Genomic DNA, 24,228 nt, shown 5'->3' with positions numbered 1-24,228 from the left:
TGGGTTGAACCGGTTGAGCGGGGGTTGGCTGTGAAGGGCCGGGCACCTCAGGGTGCCCGGCCCTTCGGGCTGCTGGGTGTCGGGGGCTCGGTTCGAAGCCGCGGGCGCGTCGTGGCTGGTCGCGCCCGCGCGGCGGAGCCGCATATCGATACAGCCCCGCGCCCCTAACGGCGCGCTGGTCGCGCCCGCGCGGCGGAGCCGCAGATTGATACAGCCCCGCGCCCCTAAAGGGGCGCGGTACTGCGCCGGACTTCGGCAAGCCGGCTTGGAGTCAGTTGTCGTCCGTGCGTGGCATGCGGGCGCCGCCCAGTTCCACAGCTGTGCAGCGCCAGCGGAGGTCGTGGCCCTTCTCCAGGCGGAAGGCCATCGCGCGGAGCTGGTCGCCCGCGCCGATACGGGCGAAGGCCTCGATCGCGCCCGGGCGCGGGACCTCGTAGCCGACGTCGCGTACGACCGGGCGGGTGCCGTGGGTGCGGAGGGGGCCGCGTTCGGCCAGCCAGGCCAGTTCGTCGTACGCGCGGCCTGCCGTGTGCCGGAGCATGCTGTGAACGGGACGCTGCCCGCTCAGCACGGCGAGCAGGAGGTCGGCGAAGAGGTCGGTGGGACGAGGCTGCGGCGGCGTCCTGAGCGGGCTTCGAGCGGGCGCCCTGTGGCGAGGGCCCGCCGTCCGGGGCGGGTTGCCGCCGGGCATGGTCCGGGAGGTGCTCGCAGTGCTTCCGCCGGGCCCCGCGCCGGTGGCGTTGCCCCTGTTCTCGCCCCGCGGCGAGCTGCCCGGTGCCTCCCTGCCCGGTGTGGTGCGGGGGGTGGTTCCGGCGGGGCGGCGGGTGTCGTGGCGGCCGGGTGGGCGGGTGCCCGGGTTGCGCTTCGTCCTGGTCATCACCTTGGTCATGGCCTGTGTCCCCGCTCGCTGGGCCCGAGTCGATACCGGGCAGTAACTTGCTGTCGGGGATCTTGTACGGCGCCGGAGCGGGCGGCTGCAAGGACGTCGGCTGCGCGCCGCGGCGGCCGGAATCTTCACCTATCAGGGTGACGAGGGCGTACGAGGTCCCTGGCGGGGCTGGGGTGTACCGGGTGAGACCCAAGCCGTGTGGTTGACGTCGTGCGAGGGGTCGCCCGGACTCGAAAGGGGACGCCTCGCACGTATCCTGAAGGTCCTTCCGGAGGCGCGGGACAGTCCTCCTGGGAGTCCTCCGACTACGAAAGCGGCCAGCCATGCGCGTCTACGTCCCCCTGACCCTCTCCGGTCTCGCCGAGGCGTACAAGACGGGCGAGCTCGCGGCCGGGCCCTTCGTCGCGTACGCCGTCACGCCCGCGTTGCGCGAGTGGTATCTGTCCGACGACATCGAGGAGTTGGAGTACGCGGCGCTGAACCGGGCCGCGCTCGCCTCGCTGCGGCTGCTCGCGCTCGACCCCGGCTCCGTGCGGCGACGCGTCGTCGTCGCCCTCGACGTCCCGGAGGGGGCCGCGGTCGCCGATCCCGACCGCGGGCTCGACCCCGGCTCGCTCGGAGAGGTGCGGGTCGAGGGGCCCGTGCCGCTGACCAAGGCCGCGGCCGTGCACGTCGACTCGGGCGAGGCCGAAGCGGATGTCACGGCGGCGGCGGACGCGCTGGGCGCGGCGGACACGGGTGACGACGACGCGCAGTTCGTGGTGGACGGGGCCGAGGACCACGAGCTGCTGTGGTTCGCCGTGCAGGAGATCCCGAACCTGGTGGGACTCGGGGACTGAGCACTGAGCTGCGGCCGCCGGTGAAGAAAATGCCGGACGCGTTGTCAGTGCGGGCGGGTACGTTCATTGGCATGGGGAAGCACAAAGCAGCGCACATCGTGTGGGACTGGAACGGGACCCTGTTCCACGACAACACGGCCATCATCGGGGCGACGAACGCGGCGTTCGCCGAGCTGGGGCTGGAGCCGATCACCCTGGAGCAGTACCGGGAGCTGTACTGCGTTCCGGTGCCGCGGTTCTACGAGCGGCTGATGGGCCGGCTGCCCACGGACGCGGAGTGGGCGGTCATGGATGAGACGTTCCACCGGTACTACACGGAGCACCGGGTCGGCTGCCGGCTCACCGACGGGGTGCCGGGGCTGCTCGCCGAGTGGGCTTCGGCCGGGGGCAGCCAGTCACTGCTGAGTATGTACGGACATGACGAACTCGTTCCGCTGGTACGGGACTTCGGGATCGAGCCGCATTTCATACGGGTCGACGGGCGGACCGGGCCGTCCGGCGGAAGCAAGGCCGAGCACATGGTGCGGCATGTGGGGGCGCTGACCGGCGTGGAGCCCGCTCGTACGGTCGTGATCGGCGACGCGGCGGACGACGCGATCGCGGCCCGGCACGTCGGGGCGCGGGCCGTGCTCTACACCGGGGGTTCGCACAGCCGGACCAGCCTCGAAGCGGTAGGGGTGCCTGTCGTGGACAGCCTGGAGGAAGCGATCGTGGAGGCGGCGCGGTTGGCGGCGTGAAGGGGCGTACGGGCGTACGGGGATGATGGCGCCCGTTGCGCAGGTCCCCACCGAGGTCAGGTCACAGGAGCCTTCGCCCGTAGCACCGTGAGGAACTCCCGCATCCAGCGGGGGTGGTCCGGCCAAACACGCGACGAGACGAGGGTGCCGTCGACCACGGCCTCGGCGTCCTGGAAGCTGGCGCCCGCGGCCTGCATGTCGAGCTCCAGCGCCGGGTACGCCGTGACGCGGCGCCCCCGCAGGCCGTCGATCGCCGCGGTCAGCAGGGGGCCGTGGCAGATCTGGGCGACGGGTTTGTCCGTGTCGAAGAAGGACTTCAGGATCTTGCGGAGTTCGGGATCGTTGCGGAGGTACTCGGGTGCCCGGCCGCCGGGGATCACCAGGGCCACGTACTGGCCGGGGTCGACCTCCGAGAAGGCCAGGTCGGCGGGCCAGGTGTAGCCGGGCTTCTCCGTGTACGTGTCGAAGCCGGGTTCGAAGTCGTGGACGACGAAGCGGAGTTGCTTGCGGGCAGGGGCGGCGATGTGGACCTCGTAACCCTCTTCACGCAGGCGCTGGTAGGGGTACAGGACCTCCAGTGACTCCGCGGCGTCTCCGGTGACGATCAGGATCTTCGCACTCATGGTCGCTCCGCTCCCTTCGCCGGGATCCGTCCCGCCCAACGTGCCTCTGCGTCGGGCCTTTGCCAAGGGGGCTGCGCGCTGGGGTTTGCGTGAGCTGGGGGACTGGGGTGCTCGGCTGCGGATGTGTGGACGGGTGGTTTCTTACTCCCCACCCTCAAGCCGCATGCTTTCCCGCGCCACCCGTAAGCCCCAAGCGCCCGCTCGTAAGCCCCCGCGCACTGTGCAGACTGTCAAAATCCCACCCCCTCTTTTGTACACATGAGGCTCATGACGGAGCCCCCGTGCGGAGCGATAGCCTTGTCACGTGATCAGCGCGATATGTCGCGGGAGCGTCTGTCTTCCCGCTTTGCGCCCGGACCGCACGGACGACATCCGTGGCCGGGCGGTCGCTGGTCTTCGCGGGCGGTACGGGTCACCGAGAGCAGTCTCACAGTCTCCGGCGGTGCCGAACATGGCCGATAACGCCCCGCCCCTCTCACATCGCGGCATAGCGTCGAAGCAGACCGGACACCCCGCGTCACGGCGCTACGTCACTTCACGTTTTTCGGCGTCACGCAACGGCGCGCGACAGGAGCCAGAGGACAATGCAGACCAAGCTGGACGAAGCCAAGGCCGAGCTGCTCGAACGGGCCGCCCGGGTAGCTGAGAACAGCCCGGCCGGGGTGCATCTACCGACCGGGACGAAGGACGAGGGCACCTCCGCCACCCCGGACCACGCCACCGTGCTCGCGTTCCTCCAGCGCTACTACCTGCACACCGCCCCGGAGGACCTCACCGACCGTGACCCGGTCGATGTCTTCGGAGCCGCCTTCTCCCACTACCGACTGGCCGAAAACCGACCCCAGGGCACGGCCAATGTGCGGGTCCACACCCCGACCGTCGAGGAGAACGGCTGGACCTGCAGCCACTCCGTCGTCGAGGTGGTCACCGACGACATGCCCTTCCTCGTCGACTCCGTGACCAACGAGCTGTCTCGGCAGGGGCGCGGCATCCACGTCGTGATCCACCCCCAGTTCGTCGTACGGCGCGATGTCACCGGCAAGCTCATCGAGGTCCAGCCCACCCGGCCCGCCGCCGAAGACCTGCCGCACGACGCCCACATCGAGTCCTGGATCCACGTCGAGATCGACCGCGAGACCGACCGCGCCGACCTGAAGCAGATCACCGCCGATCTGCTGCGCGTGCTCTCCGACGCCCGCGAGGCCGTCGAGGACTGGGAGAAGATGCGGGACGCCGCGCTGCGCATCGCCGACGACCTGCCGGCCGAGCCCACCGCCGACGATCTGCGTGACCAGGAGGTCGAGGAGGCTCGCGAGTTGCTGCGCTGGCTGGCCGCCGACCACTTCACCTTCCTCGGCTACCGCGAGTACGAACTGACGGAGGACGACTCCCTCGCCGCCGTCCCCGGCACCGGCCTCGGCATTCTGCGCTCCGACCCGCACCACAGCGGCGACGACGCCCACGGCCACTCGCACTCCTTCAGCCGGCTCCCCGCCGACGCCCGCGCCAAGGCCCGCGAGCACAAGCTGCTCATCCTCACCAAGGCGAACAGCCGCTCCACCGTGCACCGGCCGTCCTACCTCGACTACATCGGCGTGAAGAGGTTCGACCAGGACGGGAACGTCATCGGTGAGCGGCGCTTCCTCGGGCTCTTCTCCTCCGCCGCGTACACCGAGTCCGTACGCCGTGTGCCGGTCATCCGCCGCAAGGTCCAGGAGGTCCTCAAGGGCGCGGGCTTCTCGCCCAACAGCCACGACGGGCGCGATCTGCTGCAGATCCTGGAGACATACCCCCGTGACGAGCTGTTCCAGACCCCGGTCGACGAGCTGCGGTCCATCGTCACCTCCGTCCTCTACCTGCAGGAGCGCCGGCGGCTCCGCCTCTACCTGCGCCAGGACGAGTACGGCCGCTACTACTCGGCCCTCGTCTACCTGCCGCGCGACCGCTACACCACGGCCGTACGCCTGAGGATCATCGACCTCCTGAAGGAGGAACTCGGCGGCACCAGCGTCGACTTCACCGCCTGGAACACCGAGTCGATCCTGTCCCGGCTGCACTTCGTGGTCCGCGTCCCGCAGGGCACCGAGCTGCCGGAGCTGTCCGACGCCGACAAGGAGCGCATCGAGGCGCGGCTCGTCGAGGCCGCCCGCTCCTGGGCCGACGGTTTCGCCGAGGCGCTGAACGCCGAGTGCGGCGAGGAGCGCGCGGCCGAACTGCAGCGCCGGTACGGGAACGCCATTCCCGAGGGCTACAAGGCCGACCACAACCCGCGCGCGGCGGTCGCCGACCTGGTCCACCTGGAGCAGCTCGGCGACGGCAAGGACTTCGCGCTCAGCCTGTACGAACCGGTGGGCGCCGCGCCCGACGAGCGCCGCTTCAAGATCTACCGCACCGGCGCGCCGGTCTCCCTCTCCGCCGTCCTGCCCGTGCTCAGCCGGCTCGGCGTCGAGGTCACCGACGAGCGCCCCTACGAGCTGCGCTGCTCGGACCGTACCTCCGCCTGGATCTACGACTTCGGCCTGCGCGTGCCCCCGTCCAAGGGCAGCGGCGACTATCTCGCCGACGACGCCCGCGAGCGCTTCCAGGACGCCTTCTCGGCGACCTGGACGGGGCAGGCCGAGAACGACGGCTTCAACTCGCTCGTGCTGAGCGCCGGGCTGAGCTGGCGGCAGGCGGTCGTGCTGCGGGCGTACGCGAAGTACCTGCGCCAGGCCGGTTCGACCTTCAGCCAGGACTACATGGAGGACACCCTCCGCAACAACGTCCACACCACCCGGCTGCTCGTCTCCCTCTTCGAGGCGCGGATGTCCCCGGACCGCCAGCGGGCGGGTATGGAACTGACCGACGCCCTCCTGGAGGAGCTGGACGCCGCCCTCGACAAGGTCGCCTCCCTCGACGAGGACCGGATCCTGCGGTCGTTCCTGACCGTCATCAAGGCGACCCTGCGCACCAACTTCTTCCAGGAGGCGGCGGGCGGACAGCCGCACGAGTACGTCTCCATGAAGTTCGACCCGACGGCCATCCCCGACCTTCCGGCGCCGCGTCCGGCGTACGAGATCTGGGTGTACTCCCCGCGTGTCGAGGGCGTCCACCTGCGGTTCGGCAAGGTCGCGCGCGGCGGTCTGCGCTGGTCCGACCGCCGTGAGGACTTCCGGACGGAGATCCTCGGCCTGGTCAAGGCGCAGATGGTCAAGAACACCGTCATCGTGCCGGTCGGCGCGAAGGGCGGCTTCGTCGCCAAGCAGCTGCCGGACCCGTCCGTGGACCGCGACGCCTGGCTGGCCGAGGGCATCCGCAGCTACAAGACCTTCATCTCGGCGCTGCTCGACATCACCGACAACATGGTGGCCGGTGAGGTCGTACCGCCCGCCGACGTCGTACGGCACGACGAGGACGACACCTACCTCGTCGTCGCCGCCGACAAGGGCACCGCGACCTTCTCGGACATCGCCAACGAGGTCGCGCAGAACTACAACTTCTGGCTCGGCGACGCGTTCGCCTCGGGTGGCAGTGCCGGCTACGACCACAAGAAGATGGGCATCACCGCCCGCGGCGCCTGGGAGTCCGTGAAGCGGCACTTCCGGGAGCTGGACGTGAACACGCAGACCGATGACTTCACCGTCGTCGGCGTCGGCGACATGTCCGGTGACGTGTTCGGCAACGGCATGCTGCTGTCCGAGCACATCCGCCTGGTCGCCGCCTTCGACCACCGGCACATCGTCATCGACCCGGACCCGGACGCGGCCACCTCGTACGCCGAGCGCCGCCGCCTGTTCGAGCTGCCCCGCAGCTCCTGGGCCGACTACAACAAGGAGCTGCTGTCACAGGGCGGCGGTATCTTCCCGCGCAGCGCCAAGTCCATCCCGCTCAACAGCCACATCCGCCATGCCCTCGGCATCGAGGACCGCGTCGCCAAGATGACCCCGGCCGATCTGATGCGGGCGATTCTCAAGGCACCGGTCGACCTGCTGTGGAACGGCGGCATCGGTACGTACGTGAAGGCGTCGACCGAGACGCACGCGGACGTCGGCGACAAGGCCAACGACGCGATCCGCGTGGACGGCGCCGACCTCAGGGTGAAGGTCGTCGGCGAGGGCGGCAACCTGGGTCTGACCCAGCTCGGCCGGATCGAGTTCGCGCAAGCCGGCGGCAAGGTCAACACCGACGCCATCGACAACAGCGCGGGCGTGGACACCTCCGACCACGAGGTGAACATCAAGATCCTGCTCAACGCGGTCGTCTCGGACGGCGACATGACCGTCAAGCAGCGCAACAAGCTGCTCGCCGAGATGACCGACGAGGTCGGCCAGCTGGTCCTGCGCAACAACTACGCACAGAACGTGGCGCTCGCCAACGCGCTCGCCCAGTCCCCGGACATGCTCCACGCGCAGCACCGCTATCTGCGCCACCTGGTGCGCGCCGGGCACCTCGACCGGGCCCTGGAGTTCATGCCCACCGAGCGCCAGATCCGTGAGCGCCTCAACACCGGGCACGGTCTGACCCAGCCGGAGACGGCCGTCCTCCTCGCGTACACGAAGATCACGGTCGCCGACGAGCTGCTGCACACCTCGCTGCCGGACGACCTGTATCTGCGGGGCCTGCTGCACGCGTACTTCCCGACGGCGCTGCGCGATCAGTTCCTGTCGCAGATCGACAGCCACCCGCTGCGCCGCGAGATCACCACGACGGTGCTGGTCAACGACACGGTCAACACGGGCGGTACGAGCTTCCTGCACCGACTGCGCGAGGAGACCGGAGCCTCCCTCGAGGAGATCGTCCGGGCGCAGACCGCGGCCCGCGCGATCTTCGGGCTGAGCGAGGTGTGGGACGAGGTCGAGGCGCTCGACAACAGGGTCGAAGCGGCCGTCCAGACCCGTATCCGCCTGCACTCCCGCCGTCTCGTCGAGCGCGGCACCCGCTGGCTGCTCAACAACCGGCCGCAGCCGCTCGAGCTCGCCGAGACGATCGACTTCTTCAGCGAGGGAGTCACACGGGTCTGGGCCGAGCTGCCCAAGCTGGTGCGCGGCGCGGACCTGGAGTGGTACCAGCGGATCTACGACGAGCTGTCGGCCGCCGGTGTCCCGGACGGTCTCGCCCAGCGCGTCGCCGGTTTCTCCGCGGCCTTCCCGGCGCTCGACGTCGTCGCGGTGGCCGACCGCACCGGCAAGGACCCGATGGACGTCGCCGAGGTGTACTACGACCTCGCCGACCGCCTCCGCGTCAGCCAGCTCATGGACCGCATCATCGAGCTCCCGCGCGCCGACCGCTGGCAGTCCATGGCCCGCGCCTCCATCCGCGAGGACCTGTACGCGGCCCACGCGGCGCTCACCTCCGACGTCCTCGCCTTCGGAAACGGCGCGGCCACACCGGAGCAGCGCTTCAAGGCCTGGGAGCAGAAGAACGCGGCGATCCTGGGCCGGGCCCGTACGACCCTGGAGGAGATCCAGAGCTCGGAGTCCTTCGACCTGGCGAACCTGTCGGTGGCGATGCGGACGATGCGGACGATGTTGCGTACGCATTCGTAGGCGGTACGTACGGCGGTATGTACGCGGACGGGGACGCCCCGTCCGCGTACGCATCTTGCTGAGTGACCCCCAAGTGGCCTACACACCGCACAAGTCCTAAAAGGAGCATTTAGGATCAATAGGGTGAACGTGGATCCGTCCCGGCCGCCCGGCGCCACCGCCGCCGTACCCGACGTCACCGTCGTCGTCATCGTCTACAACGACGCGTCCCGCCTGCCGGCGGCCGTCCGCTCCGTGCTGGCGCAGACGCTGCGCGGCGTGGAGGTCGTGATCGTGGACGACCGCAGCACGGACGGCTCGTACGAGGCGGCCCGGCGGCTGGCCGCCGAGCATCCCGATCGCGTACGTGCCTACCGGCTCCCGGAGAACAGCGGTGGCTGCGGCGCGCCGCGCAACCACGGCCTCGCGCAGGCGCGCGGTACGTACGTCGTCTTCCTCGACAGCGACGACGTACTGGAACGCAACGCCTGCCGGAACCTCCTGGAAGCGGCCGAGACCACCGGCGCCGACCTCGTCTCCGGGTTGTGCGTACGCGTGCATGTGGACGCGCGCAGCCGCAAGGAGGTCAAGTGGTACCCCTGGCTGTACAAGCGCACCCGCACCCTGGAGTCGATCGCCGAGCTGCCCGACCTGCTGGTCTTCGACACGCTGTCGACGAACAAGTGCTACCGCAGACAGTTCCTGCTGGACCGGGACCTGCGCTTCCCCGTCGGCGTCCACTACGAGGACCTGCTCTTCTCGGCGCAGGCGTATGCGGCCGCCCGCCGCATCACCCTGATCCCCAACCGCGTGTACGACTGGAACGTCGTCGAGAAGGCCGCCGCGAAGTCGATCAGCAACCGGCGCGACGAGATCGCCAACTTCGCACAGCGGATGGAGATCCATCACCGGATCGACCAACTGCTGGCGGAACAGGGCCTGTTGGCACTGAAGTTCCACAAGGACGTCAAGTTCCTCAAGCACGATCTGGTGCTGCACCTGCGTGAACTGCCGTTCCGGGACGCCGCCTACCGGCAGGAGTTCGCCGCGATCGCCCGCGACTACCTCGACTCGATCGACCGCGCCGCGTTCGACAAGGTGGAGCCCATCCACGCCATCTGCGCCCATCTGCTGCGCAAGAGCGACTGGGACCAGCTCCTCCCGGCCGTGGACACGCTCACGAACCGCGACAAGATCTCCTCGCCGCTCCTCGAACGCGACGGGCGAATCTACTGGTGCGACGCCGCTCATCTCGACGGAGACGGTTTCGGGCGGCAGGTCCTGGACGTCACCGAACTCGGCTACCACACCAAGCCGCTCCAGAAAATGTTCCTCCGCAACGCCCTGACCGGCTACGCGGAAACGGCCGGCACGGTCCGTCTCGCCGGGCGCATCACCAACCCGCTCGGCATCATCCCGCCCGGCGCTCGGCTCACCGGCGAGCTGGAGTTCTACGCCCGCCGCAAGGGCCTGCGCTTCCAGACCTTCCGGTTCCCCGTAGCCACCCTGCGGCACGAGGGCGAGACCATCGCCTGGGAGGCTACGGCGGACCTTGCGCGCGGGCTGCGTCCGCTGGGCATCGTGGACGCCGTATGGGATGTACGGCTCCATCTCGACGTCGACGGCGCCCGCACCACGACCCGTCTCACCGCCTCCGAACCAGGCCTTGCCTCCGGGCAGTTGCCCGTCCGGCCCCGGCTCACCCGGCTGGCCGCCCACCACATCGAGCCCGGGATCTCCGCGCGCGGCCATCTCTGCTTCCGGCTGGTGTCCCGCGAGCAGGTGGACAGGTTCGTCGCGCGCGGCGTGCAGGGGGCGCCGGGCCGGCTCGCCAAGTCCGGCTACCGGAAGGCGAAGACAGCACGCAAGAAGCTGACCTCCGGTGACACCAAGATCCGGATGTACCACGAGGTGTTCAGCCGGCTGCCCGTGAAGAAACGCCTGGTCGTCTTCGAGAGTCACCTGGGCCGGCAGTACAGCGACAGCCCGCGGGCCATCTACGAGGAAATGCGGCGCCAGGGCCTGGAGTTCGAGGCGGTGTGGTCGTACACCGGCAGCCCGGTGGGCTTCCCGTCCGACGCCACGCTCGTACGCCGCTGGTCGCTGCCCTATCTCCAGGCGCTGGCCCGGGCCGAGTTCTGGATCGACAACCAGAGCTATCCGCTGAAGCTCACCAAGCGGCCGCAGACCACGTACATCCAGACCTGGCACGGCTCGGCGCTCAAGCGGATGGGCTTCGACGAGCCGGAGTGGAAGCTCAGGTTCCGTCGCCGTCAGGAAGAGCAGCAGCGCACGCTGGACCGTTTCGACCGCTTCCTCATCCGCACCGAGCACGACGTCCGCACGCTCGCCCGCGCCTTCCGGCTCCAGGAGAAGACACTGCTGCGGGTGGGCTATCCGCGCAACGACGCGCTCGTAAGGGCCCGCCGGGCCACCGAACGACCGCCACTGGCCGCCGAGTTGGGCATCCCTGAGGACAGAAGGGTCCTGCTGTACGCGCCCACCTTCCGCGGACGCGGGAAGGGCCGCTTCGAGCTGCCCTTCGACGTTGAGCGTTTCGCTGACACCTTCGGCGACCGCTACGTCCTTCTCGTCCGCCCGCACTACCTCGACCACGTGGTGCTCCCGCCGTCCGTGCGGGGCCGCGTCATCGACGTGTCGACGCACCACGACGTGACCCCGCTACTGGCGCTCGCCGACGGCCTGATCACCGACTACTCGTCCGTGATGTTCGACTACGCCCTCCTCGACCGGCCGATGTTCTTCTTCGCGTACGACTACGAGGAGTACGCGTACGAGGGCCGCGGGACCTACTTCGACCTGCTGGAACGGGCACCCGGACCCGTCGTGCGCACCGAGGACGAACTGCATGCCGTCCTCGGCTCCTTGGAGAAACAAGCCGTCAAGTACGCGGCGGCGCGGGAGCAGTTCGTCGCGGACTTCGGCGAGTACGACAAGGGGAACGCCGCGCAGAGCGTCGTCGAGCAGTTCTTCTCCCAGTGGGGGCCCTAGTGGAGGCGCGCGTGACCGGGGGCCCCGAGCGGGACGTCTTCTTCGTCTCCAACAGCGTCAACGAGCTGGGCGGAGTGACGAGCTGGTCGCACCAGATGGCCCGGTTGTTGACCGGGCGCGGGCATCGCGTACACATGGTCGGCGTCACTCCGGCCGAGGTCGAACAGGAGCTGGGCGACGAACTCCCGTACCCCACAACGACCTTGTACGACGCCCAGCCGCCCCGCCCCGGCCGCGCCCGCCGGGCGAGCATGCGTGAGCAGGCCTCCAGGCTGACGGCGCTGTTCCGGGCGGCGCGGCCCGGCGCGGTCGTGATCGTCACGCAGGTGTGGGCCATGGAGTGGGTGGAACTGGCCGACACACGGGGTCTGACCGTCATCGGCATGACCCACGAGTCGTTCGCCTACTCCAAGGCGGCCGGACGCTTCCGGCGCGTGCTCAGGCACTACCGCGATGTCGACCGCCTCCTCGCCCTGACCCGCGAGGACGCCGACCTGTGGATCGGCCAGGGCCTCAACAACGTCTCGTACATGCCGAATCCGCTGCCCTTCATGCCTGACATCCCTTCGCCGCGCACCGCGAACGTGGTCGTCAGCATGGGCCGACTGCACGACCAGAAGGGCATCGACATGCTCCTCGACACCTGGTCCGAGGCCGCCCCGCGCCACCCCGGCTGGACCCTGCGGATCTACGGCTCCGGCGAGGACGAGGAGCTGCTGAAGAAGCGGTGCACCGCGCTCGGGCTCGACGACTCCGTCGAGTGGATGGGGAGTACGGGCGATGTGCCGGGCGCGTTGCGCGGCGGCTCGGTCTTCGTCCAGTCGTCGCGGGGTGAGGGCTTCCCGCTCGCCCTGATGGAGGCGATGGCGACGGGCCTGCCCTGCGCCGCGTTCGACTGCGCGCCCGGAGTACGCGAGATCGTCCGGGACGGGGAGGACGGTCTGCTCGCGGGCCTCGGCAACACGGGCGAACTGGCCCGCAGGCTGGGCACGTTGATGTCCGACAAGGAGCTGCGGGATCGGATGGGGGACGCGGCGAGGGCGAACATTCAGCGATACAGAACGGATGAGATCGTACGGCGCTGGGAGGAGCTGTTCGCTTTCCTGGAGCGCTGAGGGGGACTCCAGGCCCGCCCCTTCCGTCACCGCCTCCTTCGCCCGTGGTCGCCCGCTCGAAATGCCGGCGGGCACGCTCCACGCGCGGGTACGGACGGCGGTTCTGGCGCGTGTAGGGCTCTGGTACCTCGCGAAACTGAGCGGCCACGTGACCACACGTACGGTAACGGGCCGCGCCCGGGTTCCACGCTGGGCGAGGCGCCGTCCGAGCAGCAACAGCAGACGGACGCCCGTGACGGTAGCGGCCGGCACCGACATGGGCCGGGTCAGGAGCCCGTCCGGACATCGCCTGGTGTCGGATCCCGCAGGCCCTCGCGGACAAACGTTGAGACCACTTGGCGGCAGCTTCGGGAGAGGGCCGATTCCGTGATCACATGTGACGCTGGGGACCAAATCAGAAATAAACGGTCATGAAATCAAGGAAAACGGGTGCATTCAGATATTAATCGGACTAAACTGGGCATGTCCGTGTGAGGCGGCGCTGTCGTCGCGAGTTCGACCCGAGGAGAGATGCATGGGGCATGCCCTGGCTGCCACCCCCGACCCGACCCCGCGTGCCAACGCTGCCTTGGCTGCCGATTGCAAGACATGTAACGGCTGGGGAAGTGTGCTCACCTGCGGGGGGCGTCACGAGCTGTGCCCAGAATGCCAATCCCATGGCGATCAGGGGCGTACAGACAGCAACAATGCGTCTCGGGTGGAGTGAGCTGTCAACGGGCATTGGGATGCCCTGGTGGGCGGCCAGCGGTGAACTCCTCATAGGCAGCCAGCACTTCAGAGGTCGGCCCGTCCTTCCGGAGCTCCCCGCGTTCAAGCCACAGCACCCGGTCACACGTATCCCGGATCGACTTGTTGTTGTGACTGACCAGGAACACCGTGCCCGCATGCTTCCGCAGCTCCCGGATCCGGGCCTCGGACCGCTTCTGGAAGGAGCGATCCCCGGTGGCCAGCGCCTCGTCGATCATCAGCACGTCGTGATCCTTCGCGGCGGCGATCGAGAACCGGAGCCGTGCCGCCATCCCGGAGGAATACGTGCGCATGGGCAGCGTAATGAAGTCCCCCTTCTCATTGATCCCGGAGAAGTCGACGATCTCCTCGTACCGCTCACGGATCTGCTCGCGGGACATCCCCATGGCGAGCCCTCCGAGGCGGACATTGCGCTCACCGGTGAGGTCGTTCATCAGAGCCGCGTTCACCCCGAGCAGGGAGGGCTGACCGTGCGTGAAGATACGCCCACGCTCCACGGGCAGCAGCCCCGCAACCGCCTTGAGCAGGGTCGACTTGCCGGAACCGTTCGTGCCGATCAGCCCGATGGCCTCCCCCTTGTACGCGGTGAAGGACACGCTCTTTACCGCGTGCACCTTGCGTACGCCCGCCGCCTGCTCCGTCTTCTTGCCGCGGAGGATGCGGTTGAGCGCGGCGGTGGCGGAGCCGCGGCCGGCGCCGGTGCCGTTGACGCGGTAGACGATGTCGACGCGGTCGGCGATGACGGTGGGGATCTTCTCGTTGTTCTCCACGTGCTCAGCCACGTCCGTACGTCTCCTCGGCCTTCCAGAAGTAGATGAAGCCGCCGACGCCCGCGAGGAGCGCCCAGCCGATCGCGAGCTCCCACACGTGGTGCGGCAACTGGCCGGCCTGGAAGCTGTCGATCAGGGCGAACCGCATGAGGTCGATATAGATCGCGGCCGGATTGCACTCCAGCGCGAGCAGCACGACGTGCGGCAGGTCCTGGTGACCGCTGAGGACCTTGTCGATGCTCCACATGACGCCCGAGACGTACATCCAGGTGCGCAGCACGAACGGCATCAGCTGCGCGATGTCCGGCGTCTTCGCCCCCATCCGCGCCATGATCATCGCCACGCCCGCGTTGAACACGAACTGAAGTGCCAAAGCCGGGACCGCCAGCAGCCACGAGGCCGTGACCGGCACCCCGAAGCAGAGCAGGATCACGATCAGCGCAGCCATCGAGAACAGCAACTGCTGGAGTTGTTGCAGCGCGTACGACACCGGCAGCGCGGCACGCGGGAAGTGCAGCGCCCTGACCAGGCCAAGGCTGCCGGAGATCGCCCGCGTGCCCGCCATGATCGAACTCTGCGTGAACGTCCACACGAACACGCCCGTGACCAGGAACGGGACGTAGTCGGGCACTCCCCGGCTGGTGCCCATCAGCTTGCCGAAGACGAGGTAGTAGACCGCCGCGTTCAGCAACGGTGTCGCCACCTGCCAGACCTGCCCGAGCTTCGCCTGGCTGTACTGCGCGGTGAGCCTGGCCGTCGCGAACGCCGTGATGAAGTGCCGCCGCGCCCACAACCGGCGGACGTACGCGGGCAGGGAGGGGCGGGCGCCGCTGACGGTGAGGCCGTACCGGGCGGCGAGCGCGGCGGGGTCGTCGTCGGACGGGGCGTCGGGGTGGGCCGGCGCCGGAAGCGCTGTGTCGAGGACCTGACTCACATCGGCATCCTTTGGCGTTTACGTCGGGACGGGACCGTATCGTCGCAACGTGAGCGTAAGTCGATTCGACGTCGGAACGCAACCGTGTCGTCGTGACGCCCCTATGCTGTGCGCCATGACGACGAACCCCGACGGGAAAGCTGCCGGAAATGCCGACGGAGCCGGCCAGAGCCCCCAGCAGCCGCGCCGAAGGGCTCCCGCCGGGGCGGCCGTACTCCGCGAGGATGTGACGGAAGCCATCCGGTCGGCCGTCTTCGAGGAACTCGCGGCCGTCGGCTACGCCCGGATGTCGATCGAGGGCATCGCGCGCCGCGCGGGCGTCGGCAAGACGGCGGTCTACCGCCGGTGGCGTTCCAAGCTGCACCTGGTGCTCGACCTGGTGTCGGCGATCGCGGTACAGGGCTTGCCGGCGCCGGACACCGGCACCCTGGAGGGCGACCTGAGGCTGCTGTACGAGGTCACGGCCCGCGCTCTGCGCCACCCCGTCGCCTCGCAGATCATCCCCGACCTCCAGGCGGAGGCGGCCCGCAACCCGGACATCGCAGAGGCCATGCAGAAGGCCCTGCGGGAAGGGCAGGAGGGCGTCGCAAGCGGCATCGTCGCGGCGGCCGAGCGGCGTGGCGAGGTCCGTATGGGCATCGACGACGAGATGGCCCTCGACCTCATCTCCGGCCCGCTGTACTGGCGCTCGGTGGTGATCCGTAGCCCGAAGCTGCCGCAGGGCTACCTGGAGAAGCTGGCGCGGGCGACGGCCGTGGCGCTCAAGGCGTTGTAGGCGTTGTGGGCCTGTGGTGGGGCGCGCGGTAGCCCGCGTTGCAGACCGGGCGCCGGATCGTTGTCATCCGTGACTCACACCTCGGGCCCGCGCTGACGCATACTGGTTTCACGATGACGAAGCCTTCCGCGCCCCGGCGCCATCTGCCCACCAGTCCCTTCAAAGCTCCGGTTGCCCCGGTCGCCAAGCACTTCGCTCTGGGCGACCGAGTGTCGCACGACCAGTTCGGCCTGGGCACGATCGTCGGCGTCGAGGACGGCGTCGCGATGCTCGTCGACTTCGGTGCCCGCCAGGCCCGAATCGTCAGCCCCTACACCCGCATGGACAAACTCTGACGGAACCCGTCAGCAACGCTCGCCGCGGACTGGGACAGTCGTCCCACCCGCGGCGAACGCGTTTCCGCACCCGCGGCTACTGAGCCAGTCGATCGGCCAGCCCTACCAGCTCCCCTGCCCGCAGTACCCGCCCGCCGAACCCCGGCAGCGGCACATGCAACGGCTCGGTCCACCGTGACGGGATGGCGTCCGCCCCGTACACCGCCCCCGCGAGCCCACCCGTGACCGCCGCCACGGTGTCGGTGTCCCCGCCCAGATCTACTGCGGCCCGCACGGCGTCCTCGTACGACGACGTACACCGCACCGCCCACACGGCCGATCCGAGGCACGGCCAAACAGCCCCGTTGAATTCCGTCGCCTGATCGGGATGCCAGTCCGGCGCGAGAACGGTCGCGTACCGTGCCCGATGATCCGGATGTACGAGATCCAGGGCGCCCGGCAGCGCATCGAGCGGATCGCTCCCGGCCAGAGCCACCCGGACCAACTCGTGGAAGAGCGCCGTCCCCTCCCAGGCCGCCCGGTCCCCGTGGGTGAGCGCGGCGATGCGACGCCCGGCGTCCATCGTGGCCTCCGTGCCACCGCCCGCGAAGTACACCGCGGACGTGGCCGCCCGCATCAACGCCCCGTTCCCCGCAGCCCGTTGGTTGACCTGGAAGTGGAGCGCGGCGGCGAAGTCCCAAGGCTCTCCACTGGTGAGTACGTCCTCGGTCTGCAGCCCGATGTCCTTGGGCTCGGACACCGCCCACCGCTGGAACCGCCGGAAAATGTCGGCCAGTTCGAGCCCACCGGACTCCAGGAGCGACTCACCGACGAGCACGGCCATCTGCGTGTCGTCGGTGGCTTCACCGGGGTCCCAGCCGCCGCCTCCGCACATCTCACCGCCGCCACCGGGCTCGGGAAACCGCTCCGAGAACGCCCCTTCGGGCCCGAATTCGAAGGGCGCGCCGAGGGCGTCCCCGACGGCGGATCCGAGAACGGCCCCGAGGGCGCGTGATGTGCGGTCGATCGGCGTCCTCATGGGGCGAGGCGGCCGGCCTTGAGGGTTGAGAGGAGGGCGCGCAGGGGGGTGGGGCTGGTGGTGATTAGTGCTGCGGGGTCGTCGCTCTCGCGGAGGTGTATCGCGGTGTTGGCGGCGGCGAGTTCGACGCAGTCCTCGCTCGAACCGCCACCGGAGAACGTTGACTTCTGCCACTGGAGGGGGGCGGACACGTTGGGAGCCTTTCAGAGTTCCGTGGTGATGTGGGCGATGAGGTCTTGGGACTGCTTGGGCGTCAGGGCTGTGGTGACGACCTGGTCGAAGCGCCTCCGGTATTGCTGGAGCAGAGACTCGGCATCGAGGAGCCTGCCCCCGTGGGCGGTGTCCAATTGCACCGTGTCGAGTTGGGGTACGGGGCCGCGCACGTAGAGCATCGAGTGTCCGGCTCCGGCGAAGTCCTCACTGTCGAAGGGGACCACGCGTACGTTCACGTGATCCAGCACGGAGAGCTCAAGGATGCGTTCGAGCTGGGCGCGTGCAGTCTTCCGGCCGCCAACTCGGATGCGAAGCGCGGCCTCATGGATCACGGCCTCGTACGGTGTCGCACGCTGATCGGTGATGATCCGCTGTCGAAGTGAGCGGAACTCGACGTGGGCGTCCTGATCCTTACGCGGCCAGTCGGGCGACGCAAAGCGGAAGACGGCTCGCATGTGATCCTCGGTCTGGAACAGCCCTGGGATATGAGCCACCTGGAAGGTGCGAACACCTACGGCGTGGTGTTCGAGCTCTGCCAGGTCGAGCCCGCCCGGGTGGATGACGCCCCGGAAATCCTCCCACCAGCCCTTCCCGCGCTCAGTGGCCATGAAGACCAAGGCATCGATGTACGCGGCGTCGTCACAGGCGCAGTGTGCTGCCAGGCGGCGAATACGCTCTTCGCTGATGCCGCTGCGGCCGGTTTCCACGGCGCTCTGCTGCATGGGATTCGAGCCCAGCAGCGCGGCGGCGGCACGAGCTGTCACTCCCGCACGCTCACGCATCTTGCGCAGCTCGCTCCCCAGGCGCTCCTGCCGGGCGGTAGGGGTGCTCCTTGGCGGCATTGGTGCTCTCTCCCTGGTGGTTTGGCTGACCGAGTATGCCGCTCAAGCGCGGCACGGTCACCGAAAAGTGGGCAGTCTTCGGCGTTAGCTTGTGCCGTCACTAGGTTACGCCTACCTTCGGTGCTGAAGCCGACACGCTGCGTCGCGGTAATCGTCGGCTGATCAACTCACCCATGCCCAACGCCAGTTGGAAGCGCACCCGTGCGAAGTCGACCCCACGGGCAATGACACCGACCGGCGCCCTACCCCTCTTGCTCCCTCCTCCCTGCATTTCGCCATCCCTGCAACGGAGTTGATCCCTCATGCCCGAGTACACCCTCTTCTGCCCCTCCCTGGACACCACCCCTCGCGTCGCCCGCGACTTCGTCGCCTCCGTCCTGCGCTCGCAGCAACTCGGCGACCTCGTCGACAACGCGGTCCTCTGCACCTCCGAACTCGTCACCAACGCCTGCGTACACGCCAAGGGGACCGACGCTGTGTTACGGCTGGCCGTCGGTGAACCGCTCGCCGCGGTCCGGGGCACCGTCTACGACGGAGATCTGCGACCGCCCAAGCTGAGAGAGGGCTGCCTCGACGAGAACGGGCGCGGCATCTGGCTCGTGGACGCACTCACCGAGGGCAGATGGGGCACGGAACCGGACGCCGCACACGCCGTCGGCCCGCCCCCGGGAGGGAAGGGTGTCTGGTTCGAACTCGGGGCGTCCGGCCTATCCGGCCTTCGGCGAGAAGGGACCGAGGGATGAGCCCGCAGCCGGTCCATCAGGAGGGGCCGATCATCCCGATGCCGCCCCTGACCAGGGACGCGTTGCGTGAGGCGGTAAAGCGGGTGAGCCTAGCGGACCTGCCGCAGTTCGACTGGGAGGCCGGGCGGGCGTTCGACCAGGCCAGCCAGACCGGGAGTACGGCTCCGCTTCAGCTCTTCCTGAAACGATGGGGCGTCTTGGTGGCGATCGAACGAGATCCGGCACAGGCGGCTCGCTTGCATGAAGCTGAGCGGATCGCTCGGGACGAGACGGCTGGCGAAGCCGCGTTCCGCGCCGCCATGGCGGAGGTCAACACGATTTTGCGTGAGGCCGAGCGGGAGATCGAGGCTTGAACGACCAACAGGGGGAGCGCTCCTTGGAGCCACCGAATCCATACATCTATCGGCTGGTCATCGTCCCGGAGGTCCGTGGCTGGCTGCACCAGCTCAGGCGGGACGACCCAGACACGCTGAAGCACATCACCGCCGCACTGACTCGGCTGCAAGAACGAGGGCCAGGACTGGGGCGCCCGACAGCCGATCGGATCACCGGGTCCAAGTACGCCATGAAGGAACTCCGGCCGCGCTCCGGCAGCCGGGTGTCCATTCGCATGCTGTACGTGTTCGACCCCCAGCGCCAGGCGGTTGTGCTCGCCGCCGGCAACAAAGCAGGAAACTGGACCGGCTGGTACGACGAGACGATTCCGATCGCCGAAGAGCGATATGAGCGACACTTGAAGGAGATGGAGGAGGGCCGACGATGAACACCCACGAAGCGGGGGTCTACGACACCCCTGATGACCTGCTCGCCGAATTCTTCGACGACCCCGCCGACCGTGAAGGGGTCAAGCGGGAAGCCGAGCGCCTGGCTGCAGAAGAACGCGGTGCCCGGCTCGTCGAACTCCGCGAGCGAGCCAGCGCCACCCGCGAGGACGTCGCCCGCCGTATGGGTGTCGAACTCGCCCGGGTCATCAACTTGGAATCCGGCGCCTTCAGCCCTCCCCGTGTCGATCTTTCCCGCATCGACGAGCTGGAGACCAGCACCTCGGACGAGCTGATCCCCCTAGCCCAGTTCATCTTCGACCTCGCCGCCTACATCCAGGCCATCGGGGGAGACGTACGGCTCGAAATCACGCAACCCGGCGGGCGAGTCTGGTTCCTCCCCGCCCCCACGGACCGTACCAACGCTGACCTTCTGTACACGATCCTGAAGCAGAAACCGGAAAGCCTGAAGGTCGTGGCCGAAATGGACGGTTTCCGCACCGAAGTCGCCTGACCAAGCCACGTGTCAGAGCAGTCACGTTGGGACTGTCCCGACGAACGCAGCGGCGGGCGGACCAACTCCGACAGGTCACCGTGCTGGGTGCCGGCCGCAGTCCGCCCTCCGTCGGCGTCCCTCTACCGCGGTCGCATCAGGTCGAGGTCCTCGCCCCATGCATCCAGCACCGCATCGTGTCCGGCCCGCCGGGCCGCTGGCTCGACACGGGCGAAGAGGTGTTGTTGCAGGGGCACGTCGCCTGTTCCTGAGATGTGAGCCACAGCATCGAGCAGCATGTCGGTGTCCCAGCCGGGCAGCGGGTATCGGGCGAGTTCCCACTCCAGGTACTTGTTGTAGGGGCGGGGACGACGGTCGAGAGCGAAGAGCAGCTCCAGCAGGAATCGAATGCTGTCGGCGGCGTCCAGGCGGGCGGCGAGTGAATGGCCGTCGCGGTCGTTCTTGACGGAGCGGTAGTGGGAGTTGGCGTAGGCGTCGAGCCAGTTACGGGAGTCCCGGAAGGCTTCATCGGCGTCGAGACGTGCCTTGTCGGCCAGGAGCTGGGCGATGCCTCCGTCGAGCCGGTCGAGCACGATCCGGGCGCGGGCGAGGGCGTAGCGCTCGAAGCCGGGCATTCCGGCCGTGCGGAACTCGGTGAGCGGGACGACGACGAGGTCGAGCTCGGGGGTGCGGTGGCCTGTGAACCGGGTGAGGTCCGTTGCCGCGTCATCGGCGAGGATGACGTACAGGTCGTGGTCGGAGTACTTGGTGGTCAGGCCTTCGTGGGCCTGCGAACCTTTGAGGACTAGGCCGACGACGGCGGAATCAGCGAAGGCGAGTTCGACGAACGCGTCGTAAGTGAGGGGCTGCTGGGCAGTCACTGTGTGAATCTCCGGTGGGATGGTGACGGGTATGCCTGCCGGGGCGGCCCCGCTGATGGGGGCGCCCCGCACCGTCCGCGGCGACACTTGGCCGCCGCCCGGAAGATCAACGCACGTGTGGACCCTATCCGCCAGGCCGACCGAGGGGCATCGAATTAACGCGGATTCAGGGACACCGGATCGCAGTCCGGCGTCAAGTCCCTGACCGGCCTGGTCACTTCAGGACTCTCTCAGCCGCGCCGCGCCCCCGGATACAGCCGTACCCATCCCTCCCAAGCCGACGTGATCATGTCGGCCACGTCGTACCTCGCCTTCCAGCCCAGTTCGTCGGCGATGCGGGCAGCCGATGCCACGACGCGGGGTGGGTCCCCTGGGCGGCGCGGCGTGACGACCGGAGGGACGTCGTAGCCCGTTAGGTCGTTGATCAGGTCGATCATCTCGCGGACCGACACACCCTCGCCGCGGCCGATGTTGAGGGTCAGGTCCGTGCCGGGGGACGCGGACAGGCGGCGGGCCGCTGCCACGTGGGCCTCGGCCAGGTCGACCACGTGGATGTAGTCGCGTACGCACGTGCCGTCCGGCGTCGGATAGTCGTCGCCGAAGATCCGTGGCGGCGCGCCCTCCGTCAGCTTTTCGAAGACCATCGGCACGATGTTGAAGACCCCGACGTCGGCCAGCTCCGGCGTCGCCGCGCCCGCCACGTTGAAGTAGCGCAGGGAGGCGGTCGACAGGCCGTGTGCGCGGCCCGTGGCGCGGGTCAGCCACTCGCCTGCCAGCTTGGTCTCGCCGTACGGGCTCATCGGCACGCAGGGCGTCTCCTCGGTCACCAGGTCGACATCCGGCATGCCGTAAACCGCCGCTGAGGACGAGAACACGAAGGAGGGCACTCCCACCTCGGTCACGGCGGACAACAGCACCCGCAGACCCTCGACGTTCTCTTGGTAGTAGTGCAGCGGCAGCTCGACCGACTCGCCTACCTGCTTCTTCGCCGCCAGGTGAACGACACCGGTGACGGCATGGTCCGTGAGTACGCGGGCCACCCGGTCCGCGTCCAGGGTCGAGCCGACGACCATCGGGACCCCGTCGGGGACGCGCTCGGCGATCCCGGTGGACAAGTCGTCGTACACCACGGCCTGTTCGCCCGCCTCGGTCATCGCGCGGACGACGTGCGCCCCGATGTAGCCGGCGCCGCCGGTGATCAGCCAGGTCATGTACGGCCGTCCCCTCGTCTGTCGGTCGGTAAGACCATCGTCGGCCAATGGGCCCCGTCGCGCATTAGTGAAACAGCCGCCTCAGCCGACGGCGCAGTACGGCGGTCATTCCCCGCCGACCGGGCGCGAGCCGCAACGCCAGCGAGCCCGAATGGGTCGCGTACGGCTGGACGAGCAACACGCCGTGCCGGCGGCTCGGCACGACCGTACGACGCAGCAGTCCGGGCCCCGCGACCGCGTGCGCGGTGGTGTCGCGGGCCGAGCCGTCGTGGAACCGCAGTCGCAGCCGCAGATCCCAGGTGCCGGAGCCGAGCGCGGAGAGGTCGACCGGCACCTCGGCCCACCAGGAGCCGACCGAGAAGCCGACCGAGGAGCCGACCGAGGAGCCGACCGAGGAGCCGACCGAGGCGTCGAACCCTGGGCCCACCCCGGAGCCGGCCTCGCTGTCGTCGGGCAGAAGCGGCGCCGTGAGTCCGAGCCCCACGCTGCCGTTTTCCCGGTGTACGAACTCGACGTCCATGCCTGCCGGTCCCGCCTCCGTCATCCGCCCGTACAGCTCGTGCAGACGCAGCCGAAGCCGGGTGGCACGCGCGCGCGGCCGCAGTTCCGCGTCGACGGCGACAGGGAGGAGTCGTACAGGGCGGAACAGCAGGTGTTCCAGGGTCACTTGGGGCAGGTCGGCGGACCAGAGCGGGGTGCCGTCCGACGCCCGTGGATAGGGCGGCGTCAGCCGGGCCGGACGCGAAGCGAGCTCCCTGATGCGGTCCAGGTCGCGCGGCTCCTCGGAGGCCATGACGACCTGCGCGACGACCCGCCCGGGTGCGGGGGCGGACGCGAAGTCACCCGCGTCGAACGTCGCGAGGTACGCGCGCGTGAGCGCCCACCACTCGCGCCGGTACCCGGTACCGCGCAGGCCGAGCTCGCGCGCGTACATCCGCAGGCTGTGGTCCAGGAACGCGGCGCGCGCCGCCCGGGCGAGCCGCTTCTCACCGGCGGTGAGGAGGATGTCGTACGCCATGCCGTGGGCCGTCAGCCTGGACCGCCAGCTGTCCATGCCCGCCCGGTCGAGCGAGATCGACAGCCGCCCGGCGGACCGGCGCACCTGCCAGACGTACACCGGATCGGGGACCAGTGCGAGGCGCGGCCCGGCGGCGAGTACGCGGGCGGTGAAGACGAAGTCCTCGTAGGGGAAGCGCCCTTCGGGGAAGCGGATGCCGTGCTCGCGCAGGAAGCCGGTGCGGTACAGCTTGTTCACGCAGAGCGTGTCGTGGACCAGGCGGGTGCGGTGCGAGGGGTGGGGGACGAGGACGGGTCTCGCGTAGAGCTCGGGCCGCCAGGGGACCTCGCGACCGGACGGCAGCTCGCGGCGTATGCACAGGCCGGCTGCGACCTCCGTGCCGTGCCCGAAGGCGGCGGAGAGCAGCGTGTCCACCGCGCCGGGCGGCAGTACGTCGTCGCTGTCCAGGAACATCACGTACGGGGCCGTCGCGGCGTCGATCCCGTCGTTGCGGGGGCTTCCGCAGCCTCCGCTGTTGACCTTGCGGCGTACGACCTTCAGGCGCGGTTCGCCGCGCGCGAGCCGGTCCAGGAGGTCCGGGCTGCCGTCCGCCGAGCAGTCGTCGACGGCTATCACCTCGCGGACGGCCGGGCCCTGTGCGAGGGCAGAGCGCACCGCGTCCGTCACATGGGCGGCGTCGTCGTAACCGATGACGATGACGCAGACCTGCGACAGGTGAGGGTGTATGGCTTGCATGGTGTGCCTGGCTTCCACGGGAAGAAACGGAGG

The 24,228-nt window shown here is 69.0% G+C and carries 21 protein-coding genes; 11 read left to right on the top strand and 10 right to left on the bottom strand.

From position 1 onward, the window contains the following. Positions 1–271 precede the first annotated feature (271 nt). On the bottom strand, positions 272–889 hold the full coding sequence (locus ACGFNK_RS05245) for an Rv3235 family protein (protein WP_393412084.1): 618 nt from the start codon (positions 887–889) through the stop codon (positions 272–274). Between the two features lie 323 nt (positions 890–1,212). Between ACGFNK_RS05245 and ACGFNK_RS05240 the strand changes: the two genes are divergently transcribed. Beyond that, on the top strand, positions 1,213–1,728 hold the full coding sequence (locus ACGFNK_RS05240; RefSeq protein WP_393412082.1) for a DUF6912 family protein: 516 nt from the start codon (positions 1,213–1,215) through the stop codon (positions 1,726–1,728). Between the two features lie 71 nt (positions 1,729–1,799). Then, the gene (locus tag ACGFNK_RS05235) at positions 1,800–2,465 is read left to right on the top strand and encodes an HAD family hydrolase (RefSeq protein WP_393412080.1); all 666 of its coding nucleotides are present in this window, start codon (positions 1,800–1,802) and stop codon (positions 2,463–2,465) included. A gap of 56 nt (positions 2,466–2,521) precedes the next feature. Here the strand turns inward: ACGFNK_RS05235 and ACGFNK_RS05230 are convergent, their stop codons facing one another. Beyond that, a complete protein-coding gene (locus tag ACGFNK_RS05230; RefSeq protein WP_386351950.1) occupies positions 2,522–3,088 on the bottom strand; it encodes a DJ-1/PfpI family protein in 567 nt (188 codons plus the stop codon). A gap of 584 nt (positions 3,089–3,672) precedes the next feature. On the opposite strand from ACGFNK_RS05230, the gene ACGFNK_RS05225 reads away from it, so the two are divergent. The 3 genes from ACGFNK_RS05225 (at position 3,673) to ACGFNK_RS05215 (ending at position 12,719) form a co-directional block, all read left to right on the top strand. Further along, positions 3,673–8,613, top strand: a complete 4,941-nt coding sequence (locus ACGFNK_RS05225; protein WP_393412078.1) for an NAD-glutamate dehydrogenase — start codon at positions 3,673–3,675, stop codon at positions 8,611–8,613. A gap of 123 nt (positions 8,614–8,736) precedes the next feature. Beyond that, positions 8,737–11,604 (top strand): CDP-glycerol glycerophosphotransferase family protein, encoded by a 2,868-nt coding sequence (locus ACGFNK_RS05220; RefSeq protein WP_393412076.1) that lies wholly within the window; start codon positions 8,737–8,739, stop codon positions 11,602–11,604. 11 nt (positions 11,605–11,615) lie between these two features. Beyond that, positions 11,616–12,719, top strand: a complete 1,104-nt coding sequence (locus tag ACGFNK_RS05215; RefSeq protein WP_393412074.1) for a glycosyltransferase — start codon at positions 11,616–11,618, stop codon at positions 12,717–12,719. A gap of 710 nt (positions 12,720–13,429) precedes the next feature. Here ACGFNK_RS05215 and ACGFNK_RS05210 read toward each other — a convergent pair. Both ACGFNK_RS05210 and ACGFNK_RS05205 read right to left on the bottom strand, forming a co-directional pair. Then, the gene (locus ACGFNK_RS05210; protein ID WP_393412072.1) at positions 13,430–14,248 is read right to left on the bottom strand and encodes an ABC transporter ATP-binding protein; all 819 of its coding nucleotides are present in this window, start codon (positions 14,246–14,248) and stop codon (positions 13,430–13,432) included. Next, entirely contained in the window at positions 14,241–15,170 is a 930-nt protein-coding gene (locus tag ACGFNK_RS05205) for an ABC transporter permease (protein WP_393412070.1), read from the bottom strand. The genes ACGFNK_RS05210 and ACGFNK_RS05205 overlap by 8 nt, the downstream gene beginning before the upstream one ends. A gap of 115 nt (positions 15,171–15,285) precedes the next feature. Between ACGFNK_RS05205 and ACGFNK_RS05200 the strand changes: the two genes are divergently transcribed. Further along, positions 15,286–15,945, top strand: a complete 660-nt coding sequence (locus tag ACGFNK_RS05200) for a TetR/AcrR family transcriptional regulator (protein WP_386351967.1) — start codon at positions 15,286–15,288, stop codon at positions 15,943–15,945. A 113-nt stretch (positions 15,946–16,058) separates the two neighbouring features. After that, a complete protein-coding gene (locus ACGFNK_RS05195; protein WP_165345107.1) occupies positions 16,059–16,280 on the top strand; it encodes a hypothetical protein in 222 nt (73 codons plus the stop codon). 76 nt (positions 16,281–16,356) lie between these two features. On the opposite strand, the gene ACGFNK_RS05190 is transcribed toward ACGFNK_RS05195, so the two are convergent. The 3 genes from ACGFNK_RS05190 to ACGFNK_RS05180 are packed head-to-tail and all read right to left on the bottom strand — an operon-like array spanning position 16,357 to position 18,353. After that, positions 16,357–17,298: an ADP-ribosylglycohydrolase family protein gene (locus tag ACGFNK_RS05190; protein ID WP_393412067.1), complete on the bottom strand. Its 942-nt coding sequence runs from the start codon at positions 17,296–17,298 to the stop codon at positions 16,357–16,359. Beyond that, a complete protein-coding gene (locus ACGFNK_RS05185) occupies positions 17,295–17,489 on the bottom strand; it encodes a DUF397 domain-containing protein (protein WP_393412065.1) in 195 nt (64 codons plus the stop codon). Before ACGFNK_RS05185 ends, ACGFNK_RS05190 begins: the two co-directional genes overlap by 4 nt. Before the next feature lie 12 nt (positions 17,490–17,501). Further along, positions 17,502–18,353, bottom strand: a complete 852-nt coding sequence (locus ACGFNK_RS05180; protein WP_393412063.1) for a DUF5753 domain-containing protein — start codon at positions 18,351–18,353, stop codon at positions 17,502–17,504. Between the two features lie 302 nt (positions 18,354–18,655). Here ACGFNK_RS05180 and ACGFNK_RS05175 point away from each other — a divergent pair, with 302 nt between their 5' ends. The 4 genes from ACGFNK_RS05175 to ACGFNK_RS05160 are packed head-to-tail and all read left to right on the top strand — an operon-like array spanning position 18,656 to position 20,371. Then, a complete protein-coding gene (locus tag ACGFNK_RS05175) occupies positions 18,656–19,096 on the top strand; it encodes an ATP-binding protein (protein WP_393412061.1) in 441 nt (146 codons plus the stop codon). Further along, positions 19,093–19,449, top strand: coding sequence for a hypothetical protein (locus tag ACGFNK_RS05170; RefSeq protein ID WP_393412059.1), 357 nt, complete (start codon positions 19,093–19,095; stop codon positions 19,447–19,449). Before ACGFNK_RS05175 ends, ACGFNK_RS05170 begins: the two co-directional genes overlap by 4 nt. Then, positions 19,446–19,859, top strand: a complete 414-nt coding sequence (locus ACGFNK_RS05165; RefSeq protein WP_386351994.1) for a type II toxin-antitoxin system RelE/ParE family toxin — start codon at positions 19,446–19,448, stop codon at positions 19,857–19,859. The genes ACGFNK_RS05170 and ACGFNK_RS05165 overlap by 4 nt, the downstream gene beginning before the upstream one ends. Beyond that, a complete protein-coding gene (locus tag ACGFNK_RS05160) occupies positions 19,856–20,371 on the top strand; it encodes a helix-turn-helix domain-containing protein (RefSeq protein WP_393412057.1) in 516 nt (171 codons plus the stop codon). Before ACGFNK_RS05165 ends, ACGFNK_RS05160 begins: the two co-directional genes overlap by 4 nt. A gap of 122 nt (positions 20,372–20,493) precedes the next feature. On the opposite strand, the gene ACGFNK_RS05155 is transcribed toward ACGFNK_RS05160, so the two are convergent. The 3 genes from ACGFNK_RS05155 to ACGFNK_RS05145 all read right to left on the bottom strand — a co-directional run bounded on the left by ACGFNK_RS05155 (position 20,494) and on the right by ACGFNK_RS05145 (position 24,195). Then, positions 20,494–21,231, bottom strand: coding sequence for a hypothetical protein (locus ACGFNK_RS05155; RefSeq protein ID WP_393412055.1), 738 nt, complete (start codon positions 21,229–21,231; stop codon positions 20,494–20,496). 230 nt (positions 21,232–21,461) lie between these two features. Next, on the bottom strand, positions 21,462–22,442 hold the full coding sequence (gene galE / locus ACGFNK_RS05150; RefSeq protein ID WP_393412053.1) for a UDP-glucose 4-epimerase GalE: 981 nt from the start codon (positions 22,440–22,442) through the stop codon (positions 21,462–21,464). A gap of 64 nt (positions 22,443–22,506) precedes the next feature. Beyond that, positions 22,507–24,195, bottom strand: coding sequence for a glycosyltransferase (locus tag ACGFNK_RS05145; protein ID WP_393412051.1), 1,689 nt, complete (start codon positions 24,193–24,195; stop codon positions 22,507–22,509). Between the last annotated feature and the right edge of the window lie 33 nt (positions 24,196–24,228).

The sequence above is a fragment of the Streptomyces sp. NPDC048825 genome (assembly GCF_043198355.1).
Classification (GTDB): Bacteria; Actinomycetota; Actinomycetes; order Streptomycetales; family Streptomycetaceae; genus Streptomyces; species Streptomyces xiangluensis.
This window is presented reverse-complemented; position numbering and strand designations above follow the sequence as displayed.